We start from the raw sequence: 25,378 nt of genomic DNA, 5'->3' as shown, positions 1-25,378 counted from the left end.
AAGGACTAGAGAGGAAACCATGGTGGAAGCGCCGGGGAACGCGCAGTTGTCCCGCACCGTTTTGGTGCGAATACGTTCTGTCCTGCCGGCGTTGCGCCCCTCGGAACGGGCCGTGGCCGAGCTGGTCCTCTCGGACCCATCGCGGGCGGCCACCATGTCCATCGGGGATCTGGCCGAGGAATGCGGGACGTCCACTACGTCCGTGGTGCGTTTCTACAAAAAGGTGGGCTACGGCGGCTACTCCGATCTTCGCTTGGACCTTGCCCGTGAAACTGCTCGCGAGAGTGTGGCCCACGGCGTGCCTGCGGAGGTCTATGAGGACATCAACACCGCAGACTCTTTGCAGGACATCGTCTCCAAAATTGCGTTCAACGAAACAATGTCCATCGCCGATACCGCGCAAGTGTTGGACGTGGACCAGCTGGCCAAGGCGGTGAATGCAGTGTCCGGTTCCCGGAAGGTAGACATCTTCGGCGTGGGGGCAGGCGGTTTGGTGGGCCAGGACATGCAGCAGAAATTGCACCGGATAGGACTCACCTCCTTCAGCTGGGGGGATCCGCATGCCGCCTTGGCATCCGTGGCCCTTCTGGATGCCGACGGCGTTGCTGTCGCCATCTCCCACTCGGGAGCCACGCTGGACACCATCGATTTCTTGAAGGCAGGCAAGGCGGCGGGAGCCGTCACCATCGCCATCACCAACCATGCTGATTCGCCACTGGGCAGGGCGGCCGACGTTGTGCTGAGCACGGCTGCCCGCGAGACTCCTTTCCGCCCGGGGGCCATGGGTAGCCGGATTGCGCAGATGATGATCGTTGATTGCCTCTTCGTGGGGGTCGCCCAGCACTCCTATGACGCATCAATTGCTGCACTCCAGAAGACGCACGCAGCTGTGCGGGGCAGGAAGCTGCCGCGAGCGAACCCGTCGGCCTAGCGGCCCGATATGACAACCAGGGAAAGGGCGCCCGCGATAGGGTCGGTCCATGTTCACCCTGGTTGCCCCTGATACGTCCTTTTACCACTCGTTCCTCGAGTCCCACCAAGAGTGGGCCGGGGCCCATCAGGACGGTGCCGCCGTCTTCATGGCTGACGACGTCACCACCCCCGAAGGATTCGAGGAATGGGTTGCCAGGCTGCTGGACGCTGAAAACACCCCGGAGAAGGACGGCATGGTTCCATGCACCTATCGCTGGATCACGGAGGGCTCGCGGTATGTGGGTGCCATCGCATTCCGTCATCACCTGACCCCGGCCCTCCTGAACTCCGGTGGGCACATTGGCTACGGAGTCCGGCCGTCCGATCGTGGACGGGGAGCGGCTTCCTGGGCTCTGCGTGAGATGTGCAGCCTTGTGGCTGCGCGGGGGGAGTTGGATCGCGTTCTCCTAACGTGCGATGACAACAACGCGGCCTCAGCCAAGACGATCGAGCGTTGCGGTGGGCTGCTCGAGGATGTGCGGATGGACGATGACGAGACCGCTTTCCGTCGCTACTGGATTGACCTTCTCGCGGCGGACGACAGGGCAGCCGCCCTCCGGGCAGCCCCGACAGATTAGTTTTGTCACCCTAGGGTTGACACTTCGGCCTGGTGCGGCGCACCATGGGATGCATGAGCAGTCAACCCCGGGGTGACACGCCCGTTGCGCGGGATTCACCATGGCACAAGATCCTTACTCACCGACCCCCTGGTGATGGCTCCAGGGAGGCGGCGGCCAAACGATTCACAGAACGCGGCATTACCCCGGAACAAGTCAGCGCGGTCATCGCTGATGGCGGGGATGCCCTCTATTCGGCTGCAGCCGAGGGCAAACCGGGCTGGGCAGAGCCGTTCGGCGGGCCTCTCGCCGTCGCTCTCCTCGCAGCCGAAGTCAGCATTTTCGCAGCGCATTTGAACTCCAGGGCGTCCGGAGTCAGATCGGCAGCAGTCGCCGAACTCCTGGACGAATACAGCGCGGTAACCGTAGCCGGTGAGCTCGGTGTGGCGCGCCAGAAGGTCTACGAAATCGCCAGAGCGGGTCTTCGCCCGCCATACATCGAGCAGGTCCCGTGGAGGGCGTCATGAATCCCATCGAAGAAAAGGTCCAACTACCGGACCCGAAAACGCAGTACCTTGTCCATCCCCTGGACCTCCCCGAAGCCCGCAATGAATATCTGACGGGCTGGTGGCTGGGAATTGTTGCCACTCCGCAGGTCTACACGGCACTTCTGGCCTTCTTTTGGGCGGTCAGCAACAACTACGTCACGCCCATCCTGGTCCCGCTGGTCCTGGTGGTGATCGCGGGGTGGATTAGTTCCAAGCTGACCCGTGGCGCTTGGGACTACATTCCCCGGAAACGCCATGACAAGGACCGGCGGATGACGGTGATGACCACCGCTGCCTCGCTCATCACTTCACTTGCACTTTTCGCAGGTCTGCTGACCTTCATGGTGTGGGCCGCATCCCAGGACTTCGTGCCGGGCTTCAGCGCCTACCCGTTGGGAATGGGTGTGGCAATCGTGGTGATCATGGCCGGAGGGCTGGCGGTCAAACTGATACGGCGCCGGTCACTTGACGTGGCTTCGGATGCCATCAGCTTGGTGGTTGTGGCGGGCGCTGTAGGGCTCGGGTTCGGTATTCTCCCCGCCGGGCGCGAAATCGCACCATTGGACTTGCTGCCCGGCGCGGCGATCCTTCTGGGCGTCTGGCTAAGCTGGCTGCTCTTCACGCAGGTGGAGGCCCGCCGCAACCACGGCTGACCGCTGCATAGCCTGTTCATGTTCCCGTCACCAAGCCTTGCTACGCTGCCGCTCAACCCGCAGGCCGGGCAGGCTTACAGACCAGGAGGACCGCATGACGGAGGCAACCCCACCATCCACATCACTGGACGATTGGTGGATCAGGGACAACCTGCGGGAAACCATCGATCACTTGGTGGAACTGGGCTACACCATCAGCGGAGGCCAAGGTGAAGACCCGGACCTCATCGATCCCGGTGGATCAGCGGTAGAGACGTGGAACGAGGACTATCCCTACCCGCAGCGAATGACCCGCGATGAGTACGAGATCGAGAAGTACCGCCTGCAGATCGAGCTGTTGAAGTTCCAATACTGGGGTCAGGACCTCGGGCTCAAGCACGTGATTGTTTTCGAGGGACGCGACGCTGCCGGTAAAGGCGGCACCATCAAACGCTTCACCGAGCACTTGGATCCACGGTCCGCCCGCACCGTGGCGCTCGCCAAGCCCTCCGACCGCGAGCAAGGCCAGTGGTACTTCCAGCGCTACATCCAACACCTTCCCACCGCAGGCGAGATCGTCATGTTCGACCGCTCCTGGTACAACCGCGCCAACGTGGAACGCGTCATGGGCTTCTGCACCGACGACGAATACGACACCTTCATGGGCCAGGCCCCGGTGTTCGAAAAGATGCTGGTGGACGCAGGCATCCACGTCACCAAGTTCTGGTTCTCCGTGACCCGGCAGGAGCAGCGAACCCGCTTCGCCATCCGCCAGATCGACCCCGTCCGCCGTTGGAAGCTCTCTCCCATGGACCTGGCATCGCTGGATCGCTGGGACGAGTACACGGACGCCAAGGAGCGTACATTCCTGTACACGGACTCCGATCACGCGCCATGGATCACCATCAAATCCAACGACAAGAAACGCGCCCGCATCAACGCCATGCGCTACTTCCTCAATCAGTTCGACTACGCGGACAAGGACACCTCGGTTGTCTACGACGCCGATCCGCTCATCCTTCGCCGCGGTCGCGACGCCGTGGGCGACTAACCCGCAGCGATTAACCCTCAAGCCCGACGTCGGCACTCACCGCGAGTGCCGACGTCGGGCTTTCCGTGTCGTTTCTGAAAGTTGGTTACATTTTCCTGACTGCCGGACATTAACTGGTTATGAGGGTGCAAACGGAGCAGGGGGATCGCGTGGAGTCTGCCGGGCAGAAGCATTTTCTGGAGACGCATGCGGCGTGCCACGACAAGGTGTACCGGTACTTCCGGCGTCGAACGGAGGGGGCGCCCGCAGCCGAGGACCTTACCGCCGACGTCTTCCGCATCGTGTGGGAAAAATCCCGTCAGGGCCAGGAATTGTCTGAGTTGGTGGTGTTCGGCATCGCCCGGAATGTCCTCCGCAACCATCACCGTTCGGCCGTTCGCTCCATCAATCTCACACAACAACTGGAACGTCAGAGAGCGCGCGGGCTGGGCTCCGACGACGGAATGGTGGCCGACGCACTGGATCGGCTCAAGCCGGAGGAACGCGAGGTTCTCCTCCTGACGTACTGGGACGGGTTCACCTCCGCCGAGGTGTCAGGTCTGCTGGACATTTCCGCCACGGCCGTCAGAATGCGGCTGCACAGAGCACGGAAGCAACTCAGCAATCTGATTCGGGAGGATCAAGCCACAGAGGATGTGCAGCGATGAGTAGCAAGGAAAAATCCACCGTGGATCGCCTGACCGCAGCTGATCCAGCTTCCGCGGTTACCGAAGAAGAGTTGGCCCGGAGCCGTGAGAAGAGCCTGGCTGCCATGGACACTGACGCCGAGCACATCACCGTGGGTGGGTCGGTTGCAGATTTCCATCAACAGCATCCCGGACGCCGGGTACGGTTGGCAGCAGGATTCGGATTGGCGGCGGCTGCAGCCATTGTTGCCGGGGTAGTGGTGACGTCCGCAATGACGGCCCCGCCCACGGAACAAACGGCGCCAGCCGCTACCCAGCTGGATCCCGCGCCGGAAACAGGCTCCTCCAGTGCGCTGCCGCTCCCCGAAATTACGGGCTCCCCGACCCCTACGGTGGAAGCCGACATCGTCACGGGGGGCTCAGGTAAGTTGGCCGTTTCCACGACCGAAATTGACGGTGTGATTTCCGAGGGTATTTACATGCGCCCCGATGTTCTCCGGATACTGAAACTTGAGGCGGACAATAAAGGTTGCATCGGCAACGGCTTCCTCTTTCCGGCTGGCACGAAGGTCACGGACACCGGGTTGGTGTTGCCCGACGGAACAGTCTTCAGCACGGGCGACGTCATCTCCTTTGGGGGGCTGGAGGTGAATTCCAAGGACGTGGGAGAGTGCGCCGACGGCCGCCCGCTCGTCTATATGGAAGAGGTACGTGCTTACCCCGGAAAGGTTCCCAACGTAGGCGGATAGCACCAAACCGCGACGTCGGCACTCACCGTAAGTGCCGACGTCGTGCGTTCTATTCGGTAGCCTCATCCTCTACTACCGGGTCCTTCAGCAGCAGTGCCGTGCCCTGGAAGGCGGGCAACTCGAGGAAGAAGCTGCACAGATCATCCACCTGGGCCACTTCTTCTTCACCGGAGAACAAATCATGGACTGTAGCTCCCGGAACAAGGTGCGGGGACTGGATGCTGCCGGCGATGTCCTGGTCAGAGAAGTTCAGCACCGTCACCTGCAATGCCCCGTCCGCGAGCTGATTGACCAACACCAGCAAGCCGCGGTTGGAAACGTCGGGCACATCAAGGAGCGTGCTGGTGGCGATCCCCGACTCTTCCCGCACCGTAAGGATCTGCTGGAGGCGCCGCGCATAGGAGTTCGGGTCCTTCAGCTGCTCAGGGAGGGAACCGTACAGGCTCCGGGCACGCGCCATACCGGCAAGGGAGGTCTTGGCGTCCGGGCTGGTCCCCATGAGGTCGTGCGCGCCACGGTTGATCCACCGGGTGTCACCCTGCGAGGTGAGTTCCTTGACGGTTTCGCGGTCCAGCGCTGTGATTCCCGTGAGGTCCCAACCGGAGAGCGCGAACACACCCGGCTGCAACGCGTTGTACATGGACAAGAGCACGTGGGCATCCAGGACCTGCGCTTCCTGCTCCTTGGTGATGGCATCCGGGTCCTTGATCCCGAGGGCGGCCATGATGAAGCTGACGGTGGTGCAGGCGATGCCGTTGGTGGTGAAGACCGCGTTGTAGGGCCCGTTCTCACCCGTGAGCCGTTCACGCATGGTGGTCTGGACCTTCTCGGCCACCTCGGCACCGGTGAGCTCCTCGCCGGCAAGTTCAAAGACTTCATCCCTGTGCCCGGCAGCGAAGTGGAGCAACTCATAGGTCAGTTCATCGTGGTTCTGGAGGGCGTGAACCAGCGATGCCTGGTCCACGCCGATCTCCATGGACAGCCGCAAGGTGAGGCGCAGGAACTCGGTATCTCCGATGACCAGGGCGTAGTGGTAGGCGGGCCTGGTGATGAAGTCGTAAGACAGGTCCGGGCCGGACTCGGACTGCGACTTGATGTCATCGATAGTGAGGTTGAGCTCTTGGAAGGAGAACCCGCCCACCTTGCGGATCATGGAACCAATCAACTGGTTGGCTGCCTCGGACAACGGGTGACCCTCGGACCAGCCCGGTTCTTCCTCGGCGCTCTTCTCCACACCCAGGAAACCGTTGGCATCCAGCCGGAGCGCTCCGGTCCCGAGGTCCAGCAAGGAGTGCAGGGCGTCGCCAACCACCAGGCGCATGCCGGCGAAGGTGGGGTCCAGCCAGTTAATGGAAGGCTGACCGGCCTTGAAGTAGTGGAGATAAACCCAGCGGCGTTTCTTGCCCGTGGTGTCGATGATGGGCTTGGTGGCGCTCCAGTTGGTTTCCTTGACGCCGGGCTCGTAGAAGATAACCCGCTGCAGTCGCCCGATGATGTAGCCGGCCTTTTGCAGCGCTTCCTCAGCCGCGGGGCTGATGTTCACCGAATCTTCGCCCTCGGGGACGTCCGGCAGCAAGTGCCAGTCCTCCTCCGGGATGTCCACCATGTGATAGATGCCGGGGTAATCCCGGAAGTTCATTTCGGCGAGGCGGAAGTCCGCTCCCTTGCCGGTGTGCCCCGGGACGATGTCGTCAATGACGGTGCCGCCGTGCTGGTTGGCTACCTCGCACATCTGCCGGAACTCTTCCTCCGTGCCGAAGGCGGGATCGATCGCCATGCTGATCCGGTCGAAGTGGCCGTCCACGCTGGGTGTTTGCGACCATCCGCGGATGCCGCCGGCCAGCTTCACCGGTCCTGTGTGCAGGCCCCTGATGCCGATCTGGCTGAACGCGTCCCAAAGCGCTGGGTCACCCAGCGCAGAAAGGAAGGACTGGCCGTCCTTGGTTATGAAAGACAGGGGATAGGCAGTGAACCACACAGGTGCACGCTCAACAGCTGCGCGTGGGTTGGGCCTGGCATACGAGTTCTGCCACATGCTGGCCTGCCCGGACAACTGCCGGGCCATGGTGTTGGCGTCACCCAGCATGGACTGGTTCCGGAGCCAATCCACGTACGTGGAGTTCAAGCCGTCGAATTCCAAGGAGGGCCGGGCGGCAAAGAACTGCCGACGCCGGGCAATGGGGCGCAGCGCTTTGGGACGGGCAGGGTAGAACTGCTCGTCAAACGTGATTTCCGCCGGTTCGCTTGCGGTTTCATCGGGCGTTTCCTGTGGCGTCTCCTCCGCATTTTCTTCCGGAGTTTCGCTGATTTCTGACACGCTCTCGCTGACTGCAGGCTCCCGCACAGTTGTCTCCTTTACGTGGTCGCCGCGTCAACGCCGACCTTCCGAGGGGGTCGTTCAAGAGGTCACGTACCCGGGCTTGCCCGGACTATTCATGCTAGTCGCGGGAGCCTGCCGTTTGTCTAACCAAGGAACAAGTAAGTCTCGTTATTATGTGCCGAGTTGACCTTGGGCGCGCGGGCCTATCGGTTACCCCCGCAAGCCAGTAGCGTGACTCGTGGAGATCGGAGCACCCATGAAAATCGTCGTGATCGGCGGCAGCGGCCATATCGGGTCCTTCCTGGTGCCCAGGCTTGTGCGTGCCGGGTACGAGGTCATCAACATCAGCCGCGGAAGCCGACCACCCTATGCCGACGTCCCCGAATGGCAGCAGGTCCGCCAGGTTACAGCGGACCGCGAGCACGAGGAACTTGAGGGCGTCTTTGGTGACCGGATAGCGGGACTGGGTGCCGACGTCGTGGTTGACCTCATTTGCTTCACGCTGGAGTCAGCCACTGCGCTGGTGAACCGGCTGCGCGGCGGGACTGCGCATCTGCTGCACTGCGGGTCGATCTGGCGCCACGGTGTCAGCTTGAAATTGCCCATCACCGAAGGATCGGATTCGGCTGGCGAACCCTCGGCCGCAGAACCAACTGACGATTACGGAATCCGGAAACGCGACATCGCCCGAATGCTCAAAGAGGAGACCGCTTCAGGGGGTCTGGCCACAACATCCATCCACCCCGGCCACATCGTGGGACCCGGGTGGTTCCCGATCGGGCCACTGGGCAACCTGGATCCAGGCGTGTGGCCCGTGATTGCTTCCGGGCAGACACTCAAGGTCCCCGGAAGCGGTACCGAGCTGATGCATCACGTGCACGCCGACGACGTGGCGCAGGCCTTTGAGAAAGCCATCCTCAACCGCGACGCTGCAGCCGGGGAAGACTTCACCATTGTTGCTCCCACAGCCCTGACGGTTCGTGGCTACGTGCGCATCGCCGCGTCCTGGTTCGGGCAGGATCCGCACATGGAGACCGTGAGCTGGGAAGAATTCCGACGAATCACCACTCCCGAATTTGCCGATTCCAGCTGGGCCCACCTTTCCCGCAACCACTGCATGAGTATCCACAAAGCCGCCTCCCTCATCGGGTACGCGCCCGGATACGAGCCCGAGCAGGCCATTCGCGAGTCCCTGCAATGGCTCACCAGCAACGGACAACTCCACGTGCCGAAGTTGCTCACGTAAGCCTGTACAAGCTGCATTCGAAGCCCGAAGCTTAAGGGGCCACAAGGGGGAGCTATATGTACAAGGCAGCGGCCAAGGATGTGACCGATTCCCGGCTGGATCACGCCTTCTTCATCCTTGGTGGCGCCGCTGCGGTGTGGTTGGCGTTCCTGCTGGTGGGGGAGAGCTTCCATTTGGGGTGGGGCCAGGTGTGGTTCTACTTCTTCTTTTGGGCGTTCCTCGCGTATCTCCTCCTCCCTCGCCTGCACCGCATCCTCACCACCATCTACGTTCCCGGCTACTTCATCGGCCGCGCCCGGACCAGCGACGGATTACTGGGAGATCCCGTAAACGTCGCGTTGCTGGGCGACGAGCCGCAACTCCATGCCGTCATGCGCGCGGCCGGCTGGACTCAAGCGGACCAAGTGACGCTCAAAAGCAGCCGCCGCATCATCAGCTCCACCATCTTCCGCCGGAGTTACTCCGAAGCCCCGGTCAGCCCGCTCTACCTCTTCGACCGGCAGCAGGACTTCGCCTATCAGCAGGAAGTGGACAACAACCCAGGCAAACGCCACCACGTCCGTTTCTGGCGATGCCCCGAAGGCTGGCTGCTGCCCGGCGGGCACAAAGTGGACTGGCTGGCCGCCGGCACCTACGACCGCAGCGTCGGGTTCTCACTCTTCACCCTGCAAATTACGCACAAGATCGAGCAGAACACCGACGTTGAGCGGGACCACATCATTACCAGCGTTACCGCCGCTGATCCACGCGTCACGGTGCAGGTGATTGAGGACTTCTCCACCGGCTACCACTCCAGGAACGGAGGCGGGGATTCGATTTCCACCGACGGCGACCTCCCCATCGTGGACGCGCGACGCGTGCAGGTCCCGGCCCACCAGCCATCCCGCCCCACGGACAGCCGCGACAGACGGCCGGCGCCCACCATGGTGGGCGCCGCGTTGGTGGTGGCCAGGTCCATCGCGGCCTTTATCCTGGCGCTGACACTGGTGACCTCTTCCGATGTGTTCTCGGACATCACCACCGACGGCGACCCCCTTGACCCGCAAACCACGACGACGGTTGTCACCTTTGTTGCCGTGGTGGTGCTGATCTTCGGGCTGGGGGAAGTTTTCCTTGCCTGGCGGATTTTCCTGGGCAGCAACGGGGCAAGGGTGATCGCGATGGGCCTCAGTTCTGTCTCCGTGGTGGTCCAAGCCGTTGACTACTTCACCGGAAGCACCAACATCACCCTCGAAGCCGGACTTTTCGGTGTGGCCACTGACATCCTGGTGCTCCTGGCGTTGTCCAGCCAACGGGCCCGGGTATATGCCAAGAGGCAGCGCGTCCCGGCCGTCCCGGCGTCGGTGGTCACCCGTCGCGTGCCTTCCTGACCCTTCTTGGTGGCTTCTCGCCGGCGACTCGCCGTCGCTACGGGCGTGTCGCGGGGGTTTCGGATTCAAAGTGGGTAGTGGCGGTACGCGGCGCCGCCTAAAGATGGCGCCGCTTAAACAAAAGAGCTCCGGAGTGCGTTATTGGGGGATACGCACTCCGGAGCGGTCTTTGAGCAGGGGCTTTCGCCGTCCTGCAGTAATTACTCTACGTGCCGCGCGACGCCTTTGCCACCACCTCGAATAAGTACTTTCGCTTTAGTTTTTATGAGCAGCTTCGTGCCTCCTCTTTTGGGGCACAATCAGCACCGGACGCCGCTGGTGATGGCTCAGCCAAGCAGCCACCGAGCCATTCAAAGCCTCGGAAATACGGTGTCCCAAGCCAGGCTCAGGAGAGCCAACAATGATCATTGAGGCATCTATGTCAGAGGCCAGGCGTCCCAGCGCCCGGGCAGGATCGCCGGCAAGCAAGCGCAACGTCCAATCTGCCGTGCCGCCGTCCATGGCTTCCGCGATGGCCTTACCCAGATCATCCCGGATAACCGCCACGTCCTCGTCATCCTTTTCGGGGTGAAGGGACATCCGGTGAGTCTCACGCGAAGGATCCCACTCCACGAGGTAGCTGGCCTCATCCACATAAGCGCAAACCAGCGGCACGCCCAGTTGCTCGGCCAAGGTCCTGGCAGTTTGTAGTACTTCCACATGCTGGTCCGGCAGTACGCCCACAACTAAGGGAATCCGTCCGCTGAATCCTTCCGCAGCCATACCCCTATTGTTGCTCTGCGGCGTGTGCTTGAACAGCGTGTTTGGCGGATCCGGCTGCGATAAAGACGTCAGCCCTGAGCCCTTGTAGAGACATCCGCCCCGGCCTACGGTTAATCCGAAGAAAGGCGGTCCGTGATGGAAATCTTCATGTGGTGGCTCGATCTGCACCTGGACAGTAAAGAGTGGCTGCGCGAAAACCTGCGGGCCGATGAACTTCCGCTCCAGGTGCTGCAGCACATTGCAGAAGCCGGAGGGCCCCATCCGGACAAGGTCAGTGGTGTCCTGACCACTGCGGATTGGGACTTCATCGAGACACAGTCGGAGTTTGTGGACTAACTGGCCCTGGTGAACCCGCTACTCCTGGTGAACCCGCTATGCGCAGCTGGCTGCCGGGCGAGCAGCCGTGACAATGACCTGAGCGGCAGTGTCCGGGGCAAGTGGGTGACTTTCCTGAGCGTCAGCGGTGGCACCTGAGGCCCGGTGCTTGGCCTTCATTCGCAGAAGTGCAACAGCTGAGATCAGGAACCACGCCACGTTGGTCACCACTGAGGGCCAAGCTCCGTGAAGTGTGCCGTTGATGATGAAGGCGCAGGAACCAAAGAGATTTACGGTTTGGAAAGTGCTGCCCGCCTGCAGCCATCCCATGGAGACCGCCATGTAGCCGCCGAGCATTGCCACAGCGCCGGCCCAACCGGCAATTTCGAACAGCAGTTCCATGGGAGTCCTTTCAGATTTGGGCATCCGGAGAGAGCCGGCAGGCGGCGTAAGGTCCGGGATGGGGGCTTGATTCGGGGGTCGATGCTGCGTGACTGAATCGTGCTTGTGAGTCAATATTGAGGGACTTACCCCTTTAGTTCAATTGCATTATTCTGAATCCCATGTTTAGGAGTGCTTAACATGGAAATGGACCCCCGCAGGCTGCTGGTACTTCTCGCAGTTGCCCGCACCGGAGGCGTTCTTGCTGCCGCCGATGAACTGCGGATCACACCGTCCGCAGTGTCGCAGCAGCTCAGCAAACTCGAACACGAGGCGGGTCAGGCCTTACTCCTGCGGACCCCCAAAGGTTCAGTGCTCACCCCCGCGGGACTGGCCATGGCGGAGGCAGGGGAAGAGATAGAACGGGCCCTCAACGTTGCCCGCGCCCGCATGCAAAGCGAAGTCAACATTGCGGGAGTGGTGCGCGTGGGCGGCTTCACCAGCTTCATGCGCACAGTGGTGATCCCGCGACTTCCGGAATGGCGCAACCAGTACCCCCAGCTACAGATCCAGATTGTTGAAGACAGCTTCCCCGCGCTGATGCGGCTGCTACGTCAACGGCAGCTCGACGCCGTAGTGATTGAACAGGATTCGACGGCGGCAGAGCAGCGTCCGATGGCCGCCGGGATGGTCGAAGATCCCCTGCTGGACGAGCCCTGGAAGCTCGTGGTGCCGGCAGGAAGCCTGCTTGGCACGGACAACATAGACCTCAGTCGCCTGCCCTTGCCGTGGCTGGGAGTGGAACCGTCGGCAGCAAACACAGCAGTGCTCGGACGCCTCCGCCACTCAACGGGCAGCCGGATTGACACTGTTCACCAGTACCACGACACACTCACCGCGCTGGCACTTGTAGCGGCCGGTGAGGGGGTGGCCATTGTGCCTACCCTGGCTCTGACGGGCGTGGTCCACGATCACGTGGACATCCTGGATGTTCCAGGTTTAGGGACCCGGCACATCGCACTGCGCCGTTTCGACCGGCGAAAGGCAGCGAGCCTGCCGGTGGACACAGTGGCCCGCCTGCTCCGGGAATCGGCGGCTGCGTTCGATACCCGATCGGGCAGCTGACCGGTCCCGCCTTCGCTGACGGGACCGGCAGGATCAACTAGTTCAGCGCCGGGGTGTCAGTAGGGACCACGCCCGAGCCGTACAGATCAGAGGCAAGATCCCGGAGGGCACGCAGGGCCACCCGCTGGGTGAACGGACCATAGGACACGCGGGCCACACCAAGCGCCTGGAGCTCAGTTGCCGGAAGGGCGCCAGGTGCACCGATGACGGAGAGCTTCCCGTGCCCGAGGCCCTCAACCAGCGGCTCGATGACCTCACGGGTCATGGCTCCGGGCACGAAAACCAGCGATGCGCCAGCGTCGAGGAACGCCCGTCCCCTGACGATAGCGTCCTCGATGCTGTCCTTAATGGGCCGGTCGCCGCCACGGGCAATGGCATCGGTGCGGGCGTTCAGCTGGAACGCAATGCCTTCGTCCTCGGCGGCCGAAATGATCGCCTGAACACGGGCCACGGCCTCGTCGAAGGGCCGCAAACGGTCTTCTACATTCGCGCCAACCACGCCGATCGCGATAGCCCTGCGAATGGTCTCGGCAGGGTTCTCGTAGCCATCGTCCAGGTCAGCAGTGACCGGGTGATCCACGGCGTCGACAATTCGCTTGACCCCTTCCAGCGCGACGTCCAACGGCATGGTTCCATCGGCGTAACCAAAGGCCGCAGCAATGGAATGCCCGGCGGTTGCGATTGCCTTGGTTTCAGGCAGGTCTGCCACAGTGCGGGCACTGATGGCATCCCACACATTGACCACGCTCAGGATTTCCGGTGCCTCATGCAGGGCCTTGAGCTGTAGTGCACGTGCAGCGGTATTTGCTTCAGTCATTGTTGTTCTCCGTCATCGTTGTCCGTCATTCACGGGTGGAACTACCACCCACAGCCTAGGCATAACGTCACACAGGTTCCGGGTAAGGCCTGACGCCATGTCCTCGTATGTCCGTGTACTACGGCCTTTGCTGAATCGTGGGTAGCGGCTCCACCGATTCCGCACCCACCACCTGGTCGCGGCCCTGGGCTTTGGCGCTGTATAACGCCGCGTCTGCCACACTGATCATGAAATTCAGGTCTGCGGCTTTGGCGCCTGTGGATGTCACCCCATAGCTGACCGTGGGGTAGGGCAAACCAGCTGGATCTGCCATGGCGGACAGGCGCTGGCTGATTTCCGAGGCGATGGCCTCTGCCCGTTGTTGCGTCGCGCCCGGCAAGAGAAGAATGAACTCCTCCCCGCCGTATCGCCCCACAAGATCCGTTGACCTTACTGACGCGGTGCAGGCCTCGGCAAAGGCACGCAAAGCAGCATCTCCTGCGGCATGTCCGTGTTCATCATTGACGGCCTTGAAATAGTCCAGGTCCGCCAGGATCAGTGCAGCGTTCTGGTGGGCAGCCGGGCCTGCCAGTTCCTTTTCGGCCAGGCCCAGGAAGGCGCCCCTGTTAAGCAGCCCGGTCAGATGGTCCCGTTCGGCACGTTCCCGGAGCCTCTTGATCAGGTGGCTGTTGCCGAGCGAGTTGATGGTGAAAGATAGCGAGACCAGCAGAATCAGGTGCATCAGCGCCGCCGGTGCATAGCCGAAAAGTGTCCGGAAGGAACTCCCGTCCGGCCCTTCCAGTACAAACGTGACGCCCCGGCCCAAGTAGTACAGGGACGTAAGTCCGGCAATGAGGGCCAGAAACTTCGTCATCCGGGACTGGGCGGACTTCGCCAACCACAACTCTCCTGCGGCCATGCCAAGGCCTGCTGCCGTCATTCCCAGATACATCAAGCCTCCGGACCACAGGCTGGATTCGACACCGTCCATCGCTGATGCAAGGAAGGTGATCAGAGGTGCCGGCGATATCTGCCACGCGCTGACTTTTCGCTCGCGAAGAGATCGAGCGCCGGCCCAAATGCTGAACGCACCGGCCACGATCAGCGCTTTGCCCGGCGGATTGGCCCAGGCCAGAAAGGAGGTTCCGTTCAGCAGGAAAGCGAAATTTCCGGCGAAGAAGAGAAGGAGGGCAACCCGCCACCACGTGGTGGAGGTGGACCGGATTCGCCGTGAGGAGGCGGCGGACAGCACTATCAGGGTCAACGTGACTATCCCCAGGACCATCCTTACGGAGAACGGGTCCAGGACTATCGCTCCTTCATGCAAAGAGGCTGTAATCATGGCTCGGTCCTGCTACCGGCCAACCACCGCGAACATCCTGTTTGTTGACCTCATGGCTCTTTGACCTCGCAAAACATCTGATCCCCCAGTACGTTGTGGCGGCCGATTGGCCGCAAAACCACAGTCAAGCACGTTTTCCCGCTGCAGCATCCAACGGTCACCACAAGCGGCGAAAAAGTTTTCTGATTTTCGCGTCACGATCAGGGGTTTGGGTGCACTGTAACCGTAAGGGTCCCTCTTGCCCGAAGTTCGGACTATCCACATACGCCCAAAAAACCGTTGCTACCCGCACGCCCTGATGGTTCGATGGGGTTCATGGCTACCGCAGAGAGTTACGTCATCGCGATCGGAACCAAGAAAGGCCTGTGGCTCGCAAGCAGCCCGGACCGCAAAGTATGGTCCCTCTCCGGCCCGCACTTCCTGATGAGTGAAATACCCAGCATCGGGATAGATACACGGGACGGCAAAACACGAATCATGGTGGGTGTGCGGTCCGAGCATTGGGGTCCCACCGTTGCCCACTCGGACAACCTCGGCGCTACATGGACCGAGCCCGAGCACGGCGCCATCAAGTTCCCGGAGGGCACCGACGCCGCGTTGGAGCGCATCTGGCAGATATACCCCGACGCCGCATCACGCCCGGGAGTTGTCTGGGCCGGGTGCGAGCCGATTTCCGTTTGGAAATCAACCGACGGCGGCGAGCACTTCGAGCTGAACCGCGGACTCTGGGACCACCCCCACCGTAGTGAGTGGGGTGCCGGCTACGGCGGGGCGGCGGCGCACTCCATAGTGGTTGATCCTTCCGGGGAGAAGGTTCACATCGCCATGAGTACGGGCGGCGTTTACAGATCGCTCGACGGCGGCGCCTCCTGGGAGCCGCGCAACAAGGGAATCTCGGCCTACTTCATGCCCGATCCCAACCCGGAGTTCGGCCAGTGCGTTCACAAGATCGCGGCGGATGCCGCCGTCGAGGACCGTTTGTACGCGCAGAACCATCACGGCGTGTACCGCACGGACGATGGAGGCGAGAACTGGGACTCAATCGCGGACGGACTTCCGGCGGACTTCGGGTTCGTGATGCTGACTCATCCTCGGCGCGAGGGCACGGCGTGGGTGGTCCCGTTGAAAGCTGATGGCGAACGCATCCCGCCGGACAGCAAGCTCAGCGTCCATCGCACAGACGACGCCGGCCGGACGTGGAAAGAGCTGCATACCGGTCTCCCGGACCACGAATACAACGCCGTGTTGAGGGACGCAGCGTCCGTGGACACCGCCGAACCCACCGGCGTGTACTTCGGAACCCGCGGAGGCGCCGTGTATGCCAGCGCGGACGAGGGTGAGACGTTTACCGAAGTGGCATCGCACTTGCCGGACGTGCTGTGCGTGCGAGCCGCCGTCGTGGTGGGAAACCCGGCAGGGGCAGAAATCCCGCTGGCAGCCGCGGAAGCCACGTTGGTGGCGGAAACTGAACAATTCGTGGAGGCAGCAGCGCAGACGCGGGATCCTGGTACCGAAAACCAAGCCCCGGTGCCTGGTTAGGCCCATCATGGCTGACTATACGGTCGTGTTGCCTGGTGTCCTGCAGCCACTCGTCGGCGGACAGTCCTATCTGACTGCGTCCGCCGACGGGGCTGTGACCGTTGGACAGTTGCTGGACTCGGTGACCGGAGATTATCCGGTGCTGGCCAGGCGTTTGCGTGATGAAACCGGGGCTCTCCGCCGTTTCGTGAATATTTACGTTAACGGTGACGAGATCCGGCGTGTGAAAGGTCTTGATACTGAAGTTGCGGCCGGCCAGGAGGTTTTGATCATCCAATCCGTGGCTGGCGGCTGAGAGGGGTTTGGGGTCGAGCCGGATCAGGCGACACGCCAAACACTGCATTCGTCGGTGTTGATGGCTTTCCGCATTCCTGAGGCGTGGTCCATGATCCACACCACGCCGATGCCCGGCGCAGTTTCCTGGACGCGTCCGCGGCGGATAACCACGTCATCATAGGCGGGTCCCACGGACAGGCGGGCTTCGATCTCGTCTCCCCGATGGAGCTGGCTGATCGCGCGTATACGTGTTGTGTGTGTTGTGACTTCCTTCAACATGGTGGCCTCCTGGGCTGGAGCTTGTGCCTGCACTTGCCGGCTCTTCCAGTGTGGCGCGGCAATGTTGCCACGGTATTTCGGCCCGGTTAGGGTCCCGTTAGCATTCCGGGATGGTTGGGTTTCCAGGTGAACAGCCCCGCCTGCCGGGCTCGGTGACTACCCGGTTGTAGCCTGATCTCGGTTGCTGAGACTCACAGGAACCACAGGCTCCGGCTCAGGGAGATCGAATGGGTGCGCTACGGCGATCAATCGCGTTATCTACAGGCTTGGTGGTGTTTGCTACCGGCCTGTTTTTCGTACAGACCCCCGCGCCGGCGGTGCCGTTGCCCGGGCCGGACAATCCGAACGTCCAGTTCGTGGAGGGTACGCCGCACTCGGAGCATGAGTTCGAGAATCCCCCCGAGCGTGCCACGCCGTTCAATACCGGCCCTGACTCGGGCGCAGGTCCAGACTCCGGCGCGGCGGCTGCCGGGCCCAGCGGCGACATCCGGGTACGGCTGGTCACGGCCAAATTGGCGGACAACGGCAACACGGTCTCCATGACCAGTGCCGAGCAAGCTGTCACTGCGTCCAGCAATTACTGGAAAGCCATGACGGCCAACAAACTGTCCATGACGGTGAATACCAAGGTTGCCGGTCACCAGTCCAAGGCGAAGTCCACCGATAGCTACAGCACCATCATGTCCACCATCACCAGCGAGCTGGGTTGGTCGGCCAGCCCGTACACGGCACTGGTGATTTTCATTCCCACGTCCACTTTGTCCGGAAACGCCCTGGGCGCCGGATACAGCAGCGGAAGCTACAGCGGCCGGGTCCTCCTGCCGCAAATCAGCGGGTTCACGAACAACGTGATGAGCCATGAGTTCGGGCATGTCATCGGCCTGATGCATGCGGACGCGTTGCAGTGCGGCAGTGGTGCGTCCGACGTCGGCGTTGACGGTTACGGTCGGTTCACGGATCCTTCGTGCTACATCCGGGAGTACGGTGACACGACGGACATCATGGGTGCCGCCCAATTCGAATCGCCCGTGGTGAGCAGCTCGCTCTGGGACTACGCGGGGCTGGGTCGTGGCGACGAAATCCGGGACGTGGGGATTGCCACCGGCGCTAAGACCTACACGCTCAAACCATGGGGTGGAACGGATGCCCAGCGTGCCATCAAGTTCACGGATCCCATCAGCAAAGAGGTCTACTACCTTGAGCTGCGGCAGGCCGCCGGATATGACAGCTACCTGGACGACTCCGGCAAGCCAGCAGGAAACAGGGGCGTCAAGATCGTCCAACGCGGCGGAGCCACGGTCGCTTCGTCCCTGATCCTCATGCCGTCCACCAAGCCATTCCCGGAACCTTGGTACGCCACCAACCACGCATGGCAGGCCGGCAGCACTTTCACCACCTATACCGGCACTCAGGTGACCATCAATTCGGTGTCCACCACAACGGCGTCGGTCACTATTTTTGCCGACCCCAAGCTCACGGCGAAGATTCGGTTCTCGGCCGGCGACTTCGACGGCGATAAGCTCGCCGACGTCCTCTCCCGTGAGGCGGACGGCTCCCTGATGCTGCACACAGGACTGCCCGGTAACAGGCTCAACAATCCCCGTGAGATTGGCTCGGGATGGAACATCTTTGATGCCATCACCGGTATCTCGGACTTTGACGGCGACGGCCGCGGGGACATTTTGGCACGCACCAGCGACGGTGCCTTGTGGCTGTATCCGGGCGATGGTCGCGGCGGTTTCCTGGCCAAGCGGCAGATCGGATCAGGTTGGCAGGGCTTCTCAAACCTCATTGGCGTGGGGGATTTCGACGGCGATGCCCGCCCCGATCTCATGGCCACCAAGCCCGATGGCAGTCTGTGGCTCTACCCAAGCGACGGCCAAGGTGGATTCCGGGCATGGTCGCAGATCGGCTCCGGCTGGAACGGCTTCACCAGCATCACTTCCGACGGCTCCTTTAGCGGTGCCGGTGCCGGACTGCTGGCGCGGACAAGCGACGGCACTCTCTACCTGTACCCCGGAAACGGCTGGGGTGGCTTCGTGCCCCGCATCAACCTCGGGGGTGGTTGGAATTCGGTGGGCGACATCGTGAGTGGGCAGGACTTCACGGGTGATGCGAAGTCGGACGTGCTGACCGCGACCTCGTCAGGAACCATGCGCCTCTACCCGGGCAGCGGTTCGGGATTTGCCGATCGGCTGGCCATTGGGGCCGGGTGGAACCAGTTCAGCCAGGTGTGGGAGGCAGGAGATTTCGACGGCGATGGTGTCGCGGACATCCTTGCCCGCGGCACCAATGGTGTGTTGTGGCTCTACCCCGGCAACGGTTCCGGCGGATTCCTGCCAAGGGTCCAAGTGGGTTCTGGGTGGGCCGCGTTCACCTCCGTTCTCAGTGCGGGAGATTTCGACGGCGATGGCCACCCGGACCTTGTGGCTCGGACCTCTGACGGTGTGTTGTGGCTGTATCCAACGGATGGGCGCGGCCAGTTCCTGGCCCGCAAACAGATTGGCACAGGGTGGCAAGGCTTCACGCAGATGCTGGCACCGGGCGACTTTTCGGGCGACGGCAAAGCCGATCTCGTGGCGCGGGCCGCCGACGGAAATCTTTGGCTCTACCCGGGCAACGGAGCCGGTGGTTTCCAGTCATGGCGGCAGATCGGAACCGGCTGGAACATTTTCGATTCAGTCATGCAGGGCGGTGACTTCAACGGCGATGGCCGGGAAGACATCATGGCCCGCGGAAGCGATGGCTCGCTGTGGCTCTACCCGGGCAACGGCAACGGGGGCTTCCTGACACGGGCTTCCCTGGGGGCAGGCTGGAACATGTTCTCTACCTTCGCCGCTTTGGGGAATGGCTTTACGGGATTGGGGAATCCTTCCGTTGTTGGCATCGCCGGTGATGGAACCTTGTTCCTTTACGTCGGCACCGGCACCGGGGCCTTCCAGAAGGTGGTGGTGGACCCGCGGTAGGGGATTAGCGCCTCGCTCCTGCCCAGTTGCGCTCCTCCCGTTGTGCGCTCCTGCCCAGTTGCGCTCCCGCCCAGTGCCAGACCCGGCCCGCGAGCAGCAAAATGCCCGGCACGTCACAGGACGTGCCGGGCATTTCCGTTGCTCCAGGCCGAGTAACCGGGCAGGAGCGTCGGGGTTAGACGTGCTGGTGTCGCTTGTGGACGCCGAGTTCCGCAGTGGGCGTCTTGGCTGATTCGCGGGCTGTCATGGCCGAGACAGCTGCGATGACGCAGATGACCGCGGTAAAGATGGAGATCTGGACCCAACCGCCGGGTTTGGTGCCACCCAGGGCGGTGACGATTGCGGGAGCGAAGCCTGCCATCAGGAAGCCGAGCTGCGTACCGATGGCCAAGCCGGAGAAGCGGACCTTGGTGCTGAACATTTCACCGTAGAAGGATGGCCAAACGGCGTTGGCTGCGGCGTATCCGAAGGAGAAGTAGACAACCGAGACCAGGAACATCAGCGGCACGTTGCCGCCCTCCAGGGTCAGCAGGAACACCGGCGTCATGATGGCGCTGGACAAAGCTCCGTAGATAAATACGGGTTTGCGGCCGATCTTGTCCGAGAGCATGCCGAACAGTGGCTGGGTTCCCAGCGCAACAACGTTCGCGGCGACCACCAGCCAGAGCGTGATGGTGCTGTTGACGCCGGCAACGTCCTGGGCGTATTTGATGGCGAGCGTGCCAAAGACAGTGCTGACGGCGGCGATGAAGGCGCAGCAGACGACTCGCAGAACATCGCGCCAGTGCAGCCTGAGGAGGTCGGCAACGGGGAGCTTGGAGATCTGGTTGTTCTTCTTGGCTTCGGCGAAGGCGGGCGGTTCGTGCAGGGTGCGGCGGATGAAGAAGGCCACCAGTACTACCACCGCGCTGAGCCAGAACGGGATGCGCCAACCGATGCCGTACTTGATGTCATCCGGCAGGGCCACCACGGGGATGAAGACGAGGGCTGCAAGGATCTGGCCACCCTGTGTACCGGTGAGGGTCCAGGAGGTGAAGAAGGAGCGGCGGTTGTCCGGGGCGTGCTCAAGGGTCATGGAGGAAGCGCCGGCCTGCTCGCCTGCAGCGGAGAGGCCCTGGCAGAGCCGGGCGAGGACCAGCAGGGCCGGAGCCCACCAGCCAATGGTCTTGAAGTCGGGGAGGCAGCCGATAACAAATGTGGCTGCCCCCATGAGGACCAGCGTGAACATCAGGACCTTCTGCCTGCCAATGCGGTCACCGAAGTGGCCCAGGATCACCGCACCCACGGGGCGGGCAACGTAGGCGAAGCCGAAAGTTGCGAAGGACATGATGGCCGCGTTCGCGTCGGCGGAGGGAAAGAAGACGTGGGGGAAGATCAGGGCCGCGGCAGAGCCGAAGATGAAGAAGTCGTAATACTCGACGGCGCTGCCCAGGAAGCTGGCAAGCGCGGCTTTCTTGGGGGTTCCGGAAGTGGTTTCAGTGCCTGGCGTCGCTGACGGCATTGTTTGGCTCATGGGGTGTTCCTTCTGTGACGACGATGTCGCGGATCTGGCTTCTGTGGGGAGACCCAAGCATGGTGCGGCCGGTCGATCCCTGCATTAGTAACCACATGGTGAGAGCTACTTGTGCAATACAGCAATAGTGGCTGTGAGTGGGGTCACTTGTCAAGAGATGTCACCACCATCTAGAAATAGCTCTCACTATGTGAGAGCATCAAAACATGAGTGTGAAAGAGGACACAAAGACCGACATGGTCGGCAAGGCCTTGAGCCTGTTGGTTCTATTGGGAAATGAACCGCGCGGGGCGAGTGCGGCGGATCTGGCAAGGAGTGCGAATCTCCCGTTCAGCACCACGTACAGACTGCTGGGTTCACTGACCCGCGATGGATTTGTTGACTACGAGCCCGATGGGCGTCGGTACCACTTGGGACTACGCGTCTTCCAGCTCGGCCAGCGCGTTTCCAATCACCACGGCTTCGCGGCAACGGCGCTGCCCGTCCTTCAGCGTGTCACTGAAATTACGCATGAGGCCACCATCTTGTCCGTGCGCGACGGCAATCATCACCTCACTGTAAACAAGGTGGACGGACCCAAGACCTTTCGGGTCACCAGCGACCCCGGTCACCTGGGCGCCTTGCACACTACCTCCGTGGGTAAGGCGATCGTGGCGTTTGAGGATGAGATCGAGCGGAAGAGGCTGCTGGAGGAGCTCCCCCTGGATCCGCTCACCGAGCACACCATTACCGACCGCGACAAGTTCCGCGAGGAGATCGAGCAGGTGCGACGCCAGGGTTACGCGGTGATGGATGAAGAAAACGAGATTGGCATGCGCGCCGTCGCTGTTCCGGTTCTCAACTCACAGGGCCATGCGTTCGCCTCCCTCGCCACGGCCGTCCCGGTGTTCCGCATGAGCATGGAGGAATTGATTGCCCACGTCCCTACCCTGCAGGAGGCCGCGGCTGAACTCGCGGCCCGCCTGCCCCAGCGGTGACCCTCACCCAACCAGGTCGCAATAGTGCGCGTTTAGACGGCTCTAAGCGCGCTTAACTGCTACTTGGTTGGGTGCGCACTGTGGAAATGTTCGCGATAAGAACAAGCGTGCGGAATATGAACAATTGTAGTAATCTAAATAACACCCCGGCTGGAAGCGCCCCAGAAAGCGCCAAAAGCTCGGCGGTGCTGAAGTCAAAGGAGCTTTAGGATGAGCAACCGAGCCGAGTCCGTTCTGGTGGGCCTCGTAGGCGAAGGCGTCATGCCCTCACTCACGCCGCCCATGCACGAACGCGAAGCCGATGTGCAGGGCCTTCGCTTGCTGTACCGCCCCATCGACTTGCTGGAACTGCAGTTGCCGGCCACCGCCGTCGGGGATCTCCTGACGGCAGCGCAGCGCATGGGCTTCAACGGGCTGAACATCACGCACCCGTGCAAGCAGTTGGTGCTGGGGCACCTTGATGAAATTTCCGACGACGCCGCGCGCCTGGGCGCCGTTAATACAGTCCTGATCCAGGACGGTCGGTTCATCGGCCACAACACGGACTTCTCCGGCTTCGGCTCGGCGCTCGCCGACGGCCTCCCCGAGGCGCGACTGGATCGCGTGGTTCAGTTGGGTGCAGGCGGTGCCGGTTCCGCCGTCGCCTACGCACTCCTCAAAGCCGGCGTCGGCACCCTGGACCTGGTGGACATGGATCCCGCCCGTGCCGAGGAACGCGTTGCCGAGCTCGGCGGGCTGTTCCCCGAAGCCACAGTGACACCGCGGAGCATCAACGAGCTGCCCGAGATCATGCCCCTCGCTGACGGCTTGGTGCACTGCACTCCCATCGGCATGGCGGCCCACCCCGGGCTCCCCTTGGACATGGGCCTGGTGGAGCCGCGGCATTGGGTGGCGGACATCGTGTACCGCCCCATCGAAACGCAGCTGGTCCGCGAGGCGCGGGCCAAGGGATGCGACGTCCTCGACGGCGGTCGGATGGCGGTCGGTCAGGCAGCCGACGCCTTCCAGCTCATCACTGGACGCGAGGCGGACCGCGATCGCATGCGGGCGCACTTCCTGGAGCTGATCGCCGCCGAAGAAGAGGATCTCTTGGCGAAGGCGGGCCACTGATGCGCACCGGAATCGCCACGGTCTGCCTGTCCGGCACGCTGAAAGAGAAGATGCAGGCCTGCGCTATTGCGGGCTTCGATGGCATCGAAATCTTTGAGCAGGACCTCGTCACGTCCCCCCACAGCCCGGAAGAAGTCCGGACAATGGCCGCCGACCTCGGCTTGGGCCTGGATCTCTACCAGCCGTTCCGGGATTTCGACGGCGTCACCCCGGACCTGCTGAAGGCCAACCTTAAGCGCGCTGAGGCCAAGTTCAAGCTCATGGCTCGCTTGGGCATGGACACCATCCTGGTCTGCTCCAACGTGGCCACGGCAACCATCGACGACGACGATCTCCGCGCCTCCCAGCTGGCCGAGCTCGCCGAACTGGCCGGGGCGCACGGCGTCAAGGTTGCCTACGAAGCCCTGGCGTGGGGCAAATACGTCAACGACTACGAGCACGCCTACCGCCTGGTTGAGATGGTGGACCACCCCAACCTCGGCACCTGCCTTGACTCCTTCCACATTCTTTCCCGTGACTGGGACACCGCGCCGATCGAGCAGATCAACGCGGAGAAAATCTTCTTCGTCCAGGTTGCCGACGCCCCCAAGCTCTCCATGGACGTGCTGTCCTGGAGCCGTCACTACAGGGTCTTCCCGGGTGAGGGCCAGTTCGAGCTCGCCAAGTTCATGGGACACGTGGTCCGTGCCGGATACACGGGCCCGGTCTCGCTGGAAGTTTTCAATGATGTCTTCCGCCAGTCGGACACCGAGCGCACCGCCGTGGATGCCATGCGCTCCCTCATCTGGCTGGAGGAACAGAGCGCCAAGTGGCTCGCAAGCACCTCCACCGAATCCGCAGCCGGCAACGGCAGTGCGGGCCGCCGTCGTTATCCCATGGAACTGGCCACGCTGCCCAAGGTGAACGAACCCGCCGGCTTCAACTTTGCCGAGGTCAAGGCTGACGACACCGCTCAGCTTGAGAAGCTCCTGGGCCAGCTCGGCTTCGGGTTCGAAGGCCGCCACCGCACCAAGGATGTCCAGCTCTGGACCATGGGCCAGGCGCGCGTCATCATCAACGAGCAAGCGGCCTCGCACACCGAACCGGCTATCGCCGCGTTGGGGTTCGACGTCGACTCTCCAGTGATTGCCTCCGCTCGCGCCCAGCAGCTCAAGGCGCCCGTGGTGGCCCGCAAGGTCCAGGCCGACGAGGAAGTCTTCCAAGGCATTTCTGCCCCTGACTCCACCGAGATCTTCCTGTGCCAGGGCAGCCCGGACGGGACGGCGGCGTGGACGCACGAGTTCGGCGAGGGTCTGGAACACGCCTCCAGCGCACAGAACGCCGTCATTGACCACGTCAACCTCGCCCAGCCGTGGCAGCACTTCGACGAAGCCGTCCTCTTCTACACCAGCGCCCTCGCCTTGGAACCGCAACCCTTCGCGGAGGTCCCCAGCCCCAGCGGACTGGTGCGCTCGCAGGTGATGCAGACCAGCAACGGCGCCGTCAGGCTGGTGCTCAACCTGGCTCCGGCCCAGCAGGCACAAGAAAAAGCCCGCAAAACGTACCAGGAACACATCGCGTTCGCCGTGGAAGACCTCGTGGCTACGGCCCGGTCCGCCCGCGATCGTGGCCTCGAGTTCCTCCAGATTCCGGCCAACTATTACGAGGACCTGGACGCCCGGTTCGATCTTGAACCCGGATTCCTGGCCACCCTCAAGGAGCTCAACCTCCTCTATGACCGGGACGCCAACGGCGAGTTCCTCCACTTCTACACGGCCACCGTGGGCAGTGTGTTCTTCGAAATGGTGGAGCGCCGCGGCAACTACGACGGCTACGGGGCGCCCAACGCCCCGGTGCGCCACGCCGTCCAATACGACTCGCTCCACCGGGTGTAAACCCACAGCCCCTGAGCAACAGAACCAGAATCCATCAACCGAAAGGAGCCGG

Annotated in this window: 24 protein-coding genes; 17 read left to right on the top strand and 7 right to left on the bottom strand. The window is 62.4% G+C overall.

What is annotated here, in order from left to right; translation table 11 throughout:
- Positions 1–19: 19 nt before the first annotated feature.
- The 7 genes from HAV21_RS12415 (at position 20) to HAV21_RS12385 (ending at position 5,135) form a co-directional block, all read left to right on the top strand.
- Positions 20–931: a MurR/RpiR family transcriptional regulator gene (locus HAV21_RS12415; RefSeq protein ID WP_166841926.1), complete on the top strand. Its 912-nt coding sequence runs from the start codon at positions 20–22 to the stop codon at positions 929–931.
- Between the two features lie 49 nt (positions 932–980).
- Entirely contained in the window at positions 981–1,550 is a 570-nt protein-coding gene (locus HAV21_RS12410) for a GNAT family N-acetyltransferase (RefSeq protein ID WP_166841925.1), read from the top strand.
- Positions 1,551–1,603: 53 nt separating this feature from the next.
- Positions 1,604–2,056, top strand: a complete 453-nt coding sequence (locus HAV21_RS12405; protein WP_166841924.1) for a hypothetical protein — start codon at positions 1,604–1,606, stop codon at positions 2,054–2,056.
- On the top strand, positions 2,053–2,730 hold the full coding sequence (locus HAV21_RS12400) for a hypothetical protein (protein WP_166841923.1): 678 nt from the start codon (positions 2,053–2,055) through the stop codon (positions 2,728–2,730). Before HAV21_RS12405 ends, HAV21_RS12400 begins: the two co-directional genes overlap by 4 nt.
- Before the next feature lie 94 nt (positions 2,731–2,824).
- Positions 2,825–3,760, top strand: coding sequence for a polyphosphate kinase 2 (gene ppk2 / locus HAV21_RS12395; protein ID WP_166841922.1), 936 nt, complete (start codon positions 2,825–2,827; stop codon positions 3,758–3,760).
- 119 nt (positions 3,761–3,879) lie between these two features.
- The gene (locus tag HAV21_RS12390) at positions 3,880–4,407 is read left to right on the top strand and encodes an RNA polymerase sigma factor (protein WP_166841921.1); all 528 of its coding nucleotides are present in this window, start codon (positions 3,880–3,882) and stop codon (positions 4,405–4,407) included.
- Complete coding sequence (locus HAV21_RS12385; RefSeq protein WP_166841920.1) at positions 4,404–5,135, top strand: hypothetical protein; 732 nt, start codon at positions 4,404–4,406, stop codon at positions 5,133–5,135. Before HAV21_RS12390 ends, HAV21_RS12385 begins: the two co-directional genes overlap by 4 nt.
- Positions 5,136–5,184: 49 nt before the next feature.
- Here the strand turns inward: HAV21_RS12385 and treS are convergent, their stop codons facing one another.
- On the bottom strand, positions 5,185–7,479 hold the full coding sequence (gene treS, locus HAV21_RS12380) for a maltose alpha-D-glucosyltransferase (RefSeq protein ID WP_142937413.1): 2,295 nt from the start codon (positions 7,477–7,479) through the stop codon (positions 5,185–5,187).
- Positions 7,480–7,711: 232 nt separating this feature from the next.
- Here treS and HAV21_RS12375 point away from each other — a divergent pair, with 232 nt between their 5' ends.
- Both HAV21_RS12375 and HAV21_RS12370 read left to right on the top strand, forming a co-directional pair.
- Entirely contained in the window at positions 7,712–8,701 is a 990-nt protein-coding gene (locus tag HAV21_RS12375; RefSeq protein ID WP_166841998.1) for an NAD(P)-dependent oxidoreductase, read from the top strand.
- Positions 8,702–8,757: 56 nt separating this feature from the next.
- Positions 8,758–10,071: an LssY C-terminal domain-containing protein gene (locus tag HAV21_RS12370; protein WP_166841919.1), complete on the top strand. Its 1,314-nt coding sequence runs from the start codon at positions 8,758–8,760 to the stop codon at positions 10,069–10,071.
- A 255-nt stretch (positions 10,072–10,326) separates the two neighbouring features.
- Here the strand turns inward: HAV21_RS12370 and HAV21_RS12365 are convergent, their stop codons facing one another.
- Entirely contained in the window at positions 10,327–10,833 is a 507-nt protein-coding gene (locus HAV21_RS12365; RefSeq protein WP_142937415.1) for a universal stress protein, read from the bottom strand.
- A gap of 135 nt (positions 10,834–10,968) precedes the next feature.
- On the opposite strand from HAV21_RS12365, the gene HAV21_RS12360 reads away from it, so the two are divergent.
- Positions 10,969–11,169: a hypothetical protein gene (locus tag HAV21_RS12360; protein ID WP_142937467.1), complete on the top strand. Its 201-nt coding sequence runs from the start codon at positions 10,969–10,971 to the stop codon at positions 11,167–11,169.
- 36 nt (positions 11,170–11,205) lie between these two features.
- On the opposite strand, the gene HAV21_RS12355 is transcribed toward HAV21_RS12360, so the two are convergent.
- Positions 11,206–11,550, bottom strand: coding sequence for a YgjV family protein (locus tag HAV21_RS12355; RefSeq protein ID WP_166841918.1), 345 nt, complete (start codon positions 11,548–11,550; stop codon positions 11,206–11,208).
- Between the two features lie 180 nt (positions 11,551–11,730).
- On the opposite strand from HAV21_RS12355, the gene HAV21_RS12350 reads away from it, so the two are divergent.
- Positions 11,731–12,654 carry a LysR family transcriptional regulator gene (locus HAV21_RS12350; RefSeq protein ID WP_142937417.1) on the top strand — a complete coding sequence of 308 codons (924 nt, stop codon included), beginning with the start codon at positions 11,731–11,733 and terminating at the stop codon, positions 12,652–12,654.
- 37 nt (positions 12,655–12,691) lie between these two features.
- Here HAV21_RS12350 and HAV21_RS12345 read toward each other — a convergent pair whose 3' ends face one another.
- Together HAV21_RS12345 and HAV21_RS12340 are read right to left on the bottom strand one after the other, a co-directional pair.
- Positions 12,692–13,471, bottom strand: a complete 780-nt coding sequence (locus HAV21_RS12345; protein WP_166841917.1) for an isocitrate lyase/phosphoenolpyruvate mutase family protein — start codon at positions 13,469–13,471, stop codon at positions 12,692–12,694.
- 118 nt (positions 13,472–13,589) lie between these two features.
- Positions 13,590–14,792 (bottom strand): GGDEF domain-containing protein, encoded by a 1,203-nt coding sequence (locus HAV21_RS12340; protein WP_166841916.1) that lies wholly within the window; start codon positions 14,790–14,792, stop codon positions 13,590–13,592.
- A 306-nt stretch (positions 14,793–15,098) separates the two neighbouring features.
- Here HAV21_RS12340 and HAV21_RS12335 point away from each other — a divergent pair, with 306 nt between their 5' ends.
- Entirely contained in the window at positions 15,099–16,331 is a 1,233-nt protein-coding gene (locus tag HAV21_RS12335; protein ID WP_223941249.1) for an exo-alpha-sialidase, read from the top strand.
- A gap of 7 nt (positions 16,332–16,338) precedes the next feature.
- Positions 16,339–16,626 (top strand): MoaD/ThiS family protein, encoded by a 288-nt coding sequence (locus HAV21_RS12330; RefSeq protein ID WP_166841915.1) that lies wholly within the window; start codon positions 16,339–16,341, stop codon positions 16,624–16,626.
- A gap of 23 nt (positions 16,627–16,649) precedes the next feature.
- On the opposite strand, the gene HAV21_RS12325 is transcribed toward HAV21_RS12330, so the two are convergent.
- Complete coding sequence (locus HAV21_RS12325; protein ID WP_024818712.1) at positions 16,650–16,886, bottom strand: hypothetical protein; 237 nt, start codon at positions 16,884–16,886, stop codon at positions 16,650–16,652.
- A gap of 227 nt (positions 16,887–17,113) precedes the next feature.
- Between HAV21_RS12325 and HAV21_RS12320 the strand changes: the two genes are divergently transcribed.
- Positions 17,114–19,852: a VCBS repeat-containing protein gene (locus HAV21_RS12320; protein WP_166841914.1), complete on the top strand. Its 2,739-nt coding sequence runs from the start codon at positions 17,114–17,116 to the stop codon at positions 19,850–19,852.
- Between the two features lie 175 nt (positions 19,853–20,027).
- Here the strand turns inward: HAV21_RS12320 and HAV21_RS12315 are convergent, their stop codons facing one another.
- A complete protein-coding gene (locus tag HAV21_RS12315; RefSeq protein ID WP_166841913.1) occupies positions 20,028–21,365 on the bottom strand; it encodes an MFS transporter in 1,338 nt (445 codons plus the stop codon).
- A gap of 206 nt (positions 21,366–21,571) precedes the next feature.
- Between HAV21_RS12315 and HAV21_RS12310 the strand changes: the two genes are divergently transcribed.
- The 3 genes from HAV21_RS12310 to HAV21_RS12300 all read left to right on the top strand — a co-directional run bounded on the left by HAV21_RS12310 (position 21,572) and on the right by HAV21_RS12300 (position 25,326).
- Entirely contained in the window at positions 21,572–22,342 is a 771-nt protein-coding gene (locus tag HAV21_RS12310) for an IclR family transcriptional regulator (protein ID WP_142937423.1), read from the top strand.
- A 210-nt stretch (positions 22,343–22,552) separates the two neighbouring features.
- Positions 22,553–23,452: a shikimate dehydrogenase gene (locus HAV21_RS12305; RefSeq protein WP_166841912.1), complete on the top strand. Its 900-nt coding sequence runs from the start codon at positions 22,553–22,555 to the stop codon at positions 23,450–23,452.
- Positions 23,452–25,326, top strand: coding sequence for a sugar phosphate isomerase/epimerase and 4-hydroxyphenylpyruvate domain-containing protein (locus HAV21_RS12300; RefSeq protein ID WP_166841911.1), 1,875 nt, complete (start codon positions 23,452–23,454; stop codon positions 25,324–25,326). The genes HAV21_RS12305 and HAV21_RS12300 overlap by 1 nt, the downstream gene beginning before the upstream one ends.
- The last annotated feature ends 52 nt before the right edge of the window (positions 25,327–25,378 follow it).

Source organism: Paenarthrobacter sp. MSM-2-10-13 (assembly GCF_011605365.1).
In the GTDB taxonomy this organism is placed as follows: Bacteria; Actinomycetota; Actinomycetes; order Actinomycetales; family Micrococcaceae; genus Arthrobacter.
Note: the sequence above shows the minus strand (reverse complement) of the source record. Positions and strands in the feature narration are given on the sequence as shown.

What these genes read in the sequence shown, in the direction of transcription:
- HAV21_RS12415 (WP_166841926.1), top strand. Translation starts at nt 20, where the DNA reads ATGGTGGAAGCGCCGGGGAACGCGCAGTTGTCCCGCACCGTTTTGGTG.
- HAV21_RS12410 (WP_166841925.1), top strand. Translation starts at nt 981, where the DNA reads ATGTTCACCCTGGTTGCCCCTGATACGTCCTTTTACCACTCGTTCCTC.
- HAV21_RS12405 (WP_166841924.1), top strand. Translation starts at nt 1,604, where the DNA reads ATGAGCAGTCAACCCCGGGGTGACACGCCCGTTGCGCGGGATTCACCA.
- HAV21_RS12400 (WP_166841923.1), top strand. Translation starts at nt 2,053, where the DNA reads ATGAATCCCATCGAAGAAAAGGTCCAACTACCGGACCCGAAAACGCAG.
- ppk2 (WP_166841922.1), top strand. Translation starts at nt 2,825, where the DNA reads ATGACGGAGGCAACCCCACCATCCACATCACTGGACGATTGGTGGATC.
- HAV21_RS12390 (WP_166841921.1), top strand. Translation starts at nt 3,880, where the DNA reads ATGAGGGTGCAAACGGAGCAGGGGGATCGCGTGGAGTCTGCCGGGCAG.
- HAV21_RS12385 (WP_166841920.1), top strand. Translation starts at nt 4,404, where the DNA reads ATGAGTAGCAAGGAAAAATCCACCGTGGATCGCCTGACCGCAGCTGAT.
- HAV21_RS12375 (WP_166841998.1), top strand. Translation starts at nt 7,712, where the DNA reads ATGAAAATCGTCGTGATCGGCGGCAGCGGCCATATCGGGTCCTTCCTG.
- HAV21_RS12370 (WP_166841919.1), top strand. Translation starts at nt 8,758, where the DNA reads ATGTACAAGGCAGCGGCCAAGGATGTGACCGATTCCCGGCTGGATCAC.
- HAV21_RS12365 (WP_142937415.1), bottom strand. Translation starts at nt 10,833, where the DNA reads ATGGCTGCGGAAGGATTCAGCGGACGGATTCCCTTAGTTGTGGGCGTA.
- HAV21_RS12360 (WP_142937467.1), top strand. Translation starts at nt 10,969, where the DNA reads ATGGAAATCTTCATGTGGTGGCTCGATCTGCACCTGGACAGTAAAGAG.
- HAV21_RS12355 (WP_166841918.1), bottom strand. Translation starts at nt 11,550, where the DNA reads ATGGAACTGCTGTTCGAAATTGCCGGTTGGGCCGGCGCTGTGGCAATG.
- HAV21_RS12350 (WP_142937417.1), top strand. Translation starts at nt 11,731, where the DNA reads ATGGAAATGGACCCCCGCAGGCTGCTGGTACTTCTCGCAGTTGCCCGC.
- HAV21_RS12345 (WP_166841917.1), bottom strand. Translation starts at nt 13,471, where the DNA reads ATGACTGAAGCAAATACCGCTGCACGTGCACTACAGCTCAAGGCCCTG.
- HAV21_RS12340 (WP_166841916.1), bottom strand. Translation starts at nt 14,792, where the DNA reads ATGATTACAGCCTCTTTGCATGAAGGAGCGATAGTCCTGGACCCGTTC.
- HAV21_RS12335 (WP_223941249.1), top strand. Translation starts at nt 15,099, where the DNA reads ATGGGGTTCATGGCTACCGCAGAGAGTTACGTCATCGCGATCGGAACC.
- HAV21_RS12330 (WP_166841915.1), top strand. Translation starts at nt 16,339, where the DNA reads ATGGCTGACTATACGGTCGTGTTGCCTGGTGTCCTGCAGCCACTCGTC.
- HAV21_RS12325 (WP_024818712.1), bottom strand. Translation starts at nt 16,886, where the DNA reads ATGTTGAAGGAAGTCACAACACACACAACACGTATACGCGCGATCAGC.
- HAV21_RS12320 (WP_166841914.1), top strand. Translation starts at nt 17,114, where the DNA reads ATGGGTGCGCTACGGCGATCAATCGCGTTATCTACAGGCTTGGTGGTG.
- HAV21_RS12315 (WP_166841913.1), bottom strand. Translation starts at nt 21,365, where the DNA reads ATGAGCCAAACAATGCCGTCAGCGACGCCAGGCACTGAAACCACTTCC.
- HAV21_RS12310 (WP_142937423.1), top strand. Translation starts at nt 21,572, where the DNA reads ATGAGTGTGAAAGAGGACACAAAGACCGACATGGTCGGCAAGGCCTTG.
- HAV21_RS12305 (WP_166841912.1), top strand. Translation starts at nt 22,553, where the DNA reads ATGAGCAACCGAGCCGAGTCCGTTCTGGTGGGCCTCGTAGGCGAAGGC.
- HAV21_RS12300 (WP_166841911.1), top strand. Translation starts at nt 23,452, where the DNA reads ATGCGCACCGGAATCGCCACGGTCTGCCTGTCCGGCACGCTGAAAGAG.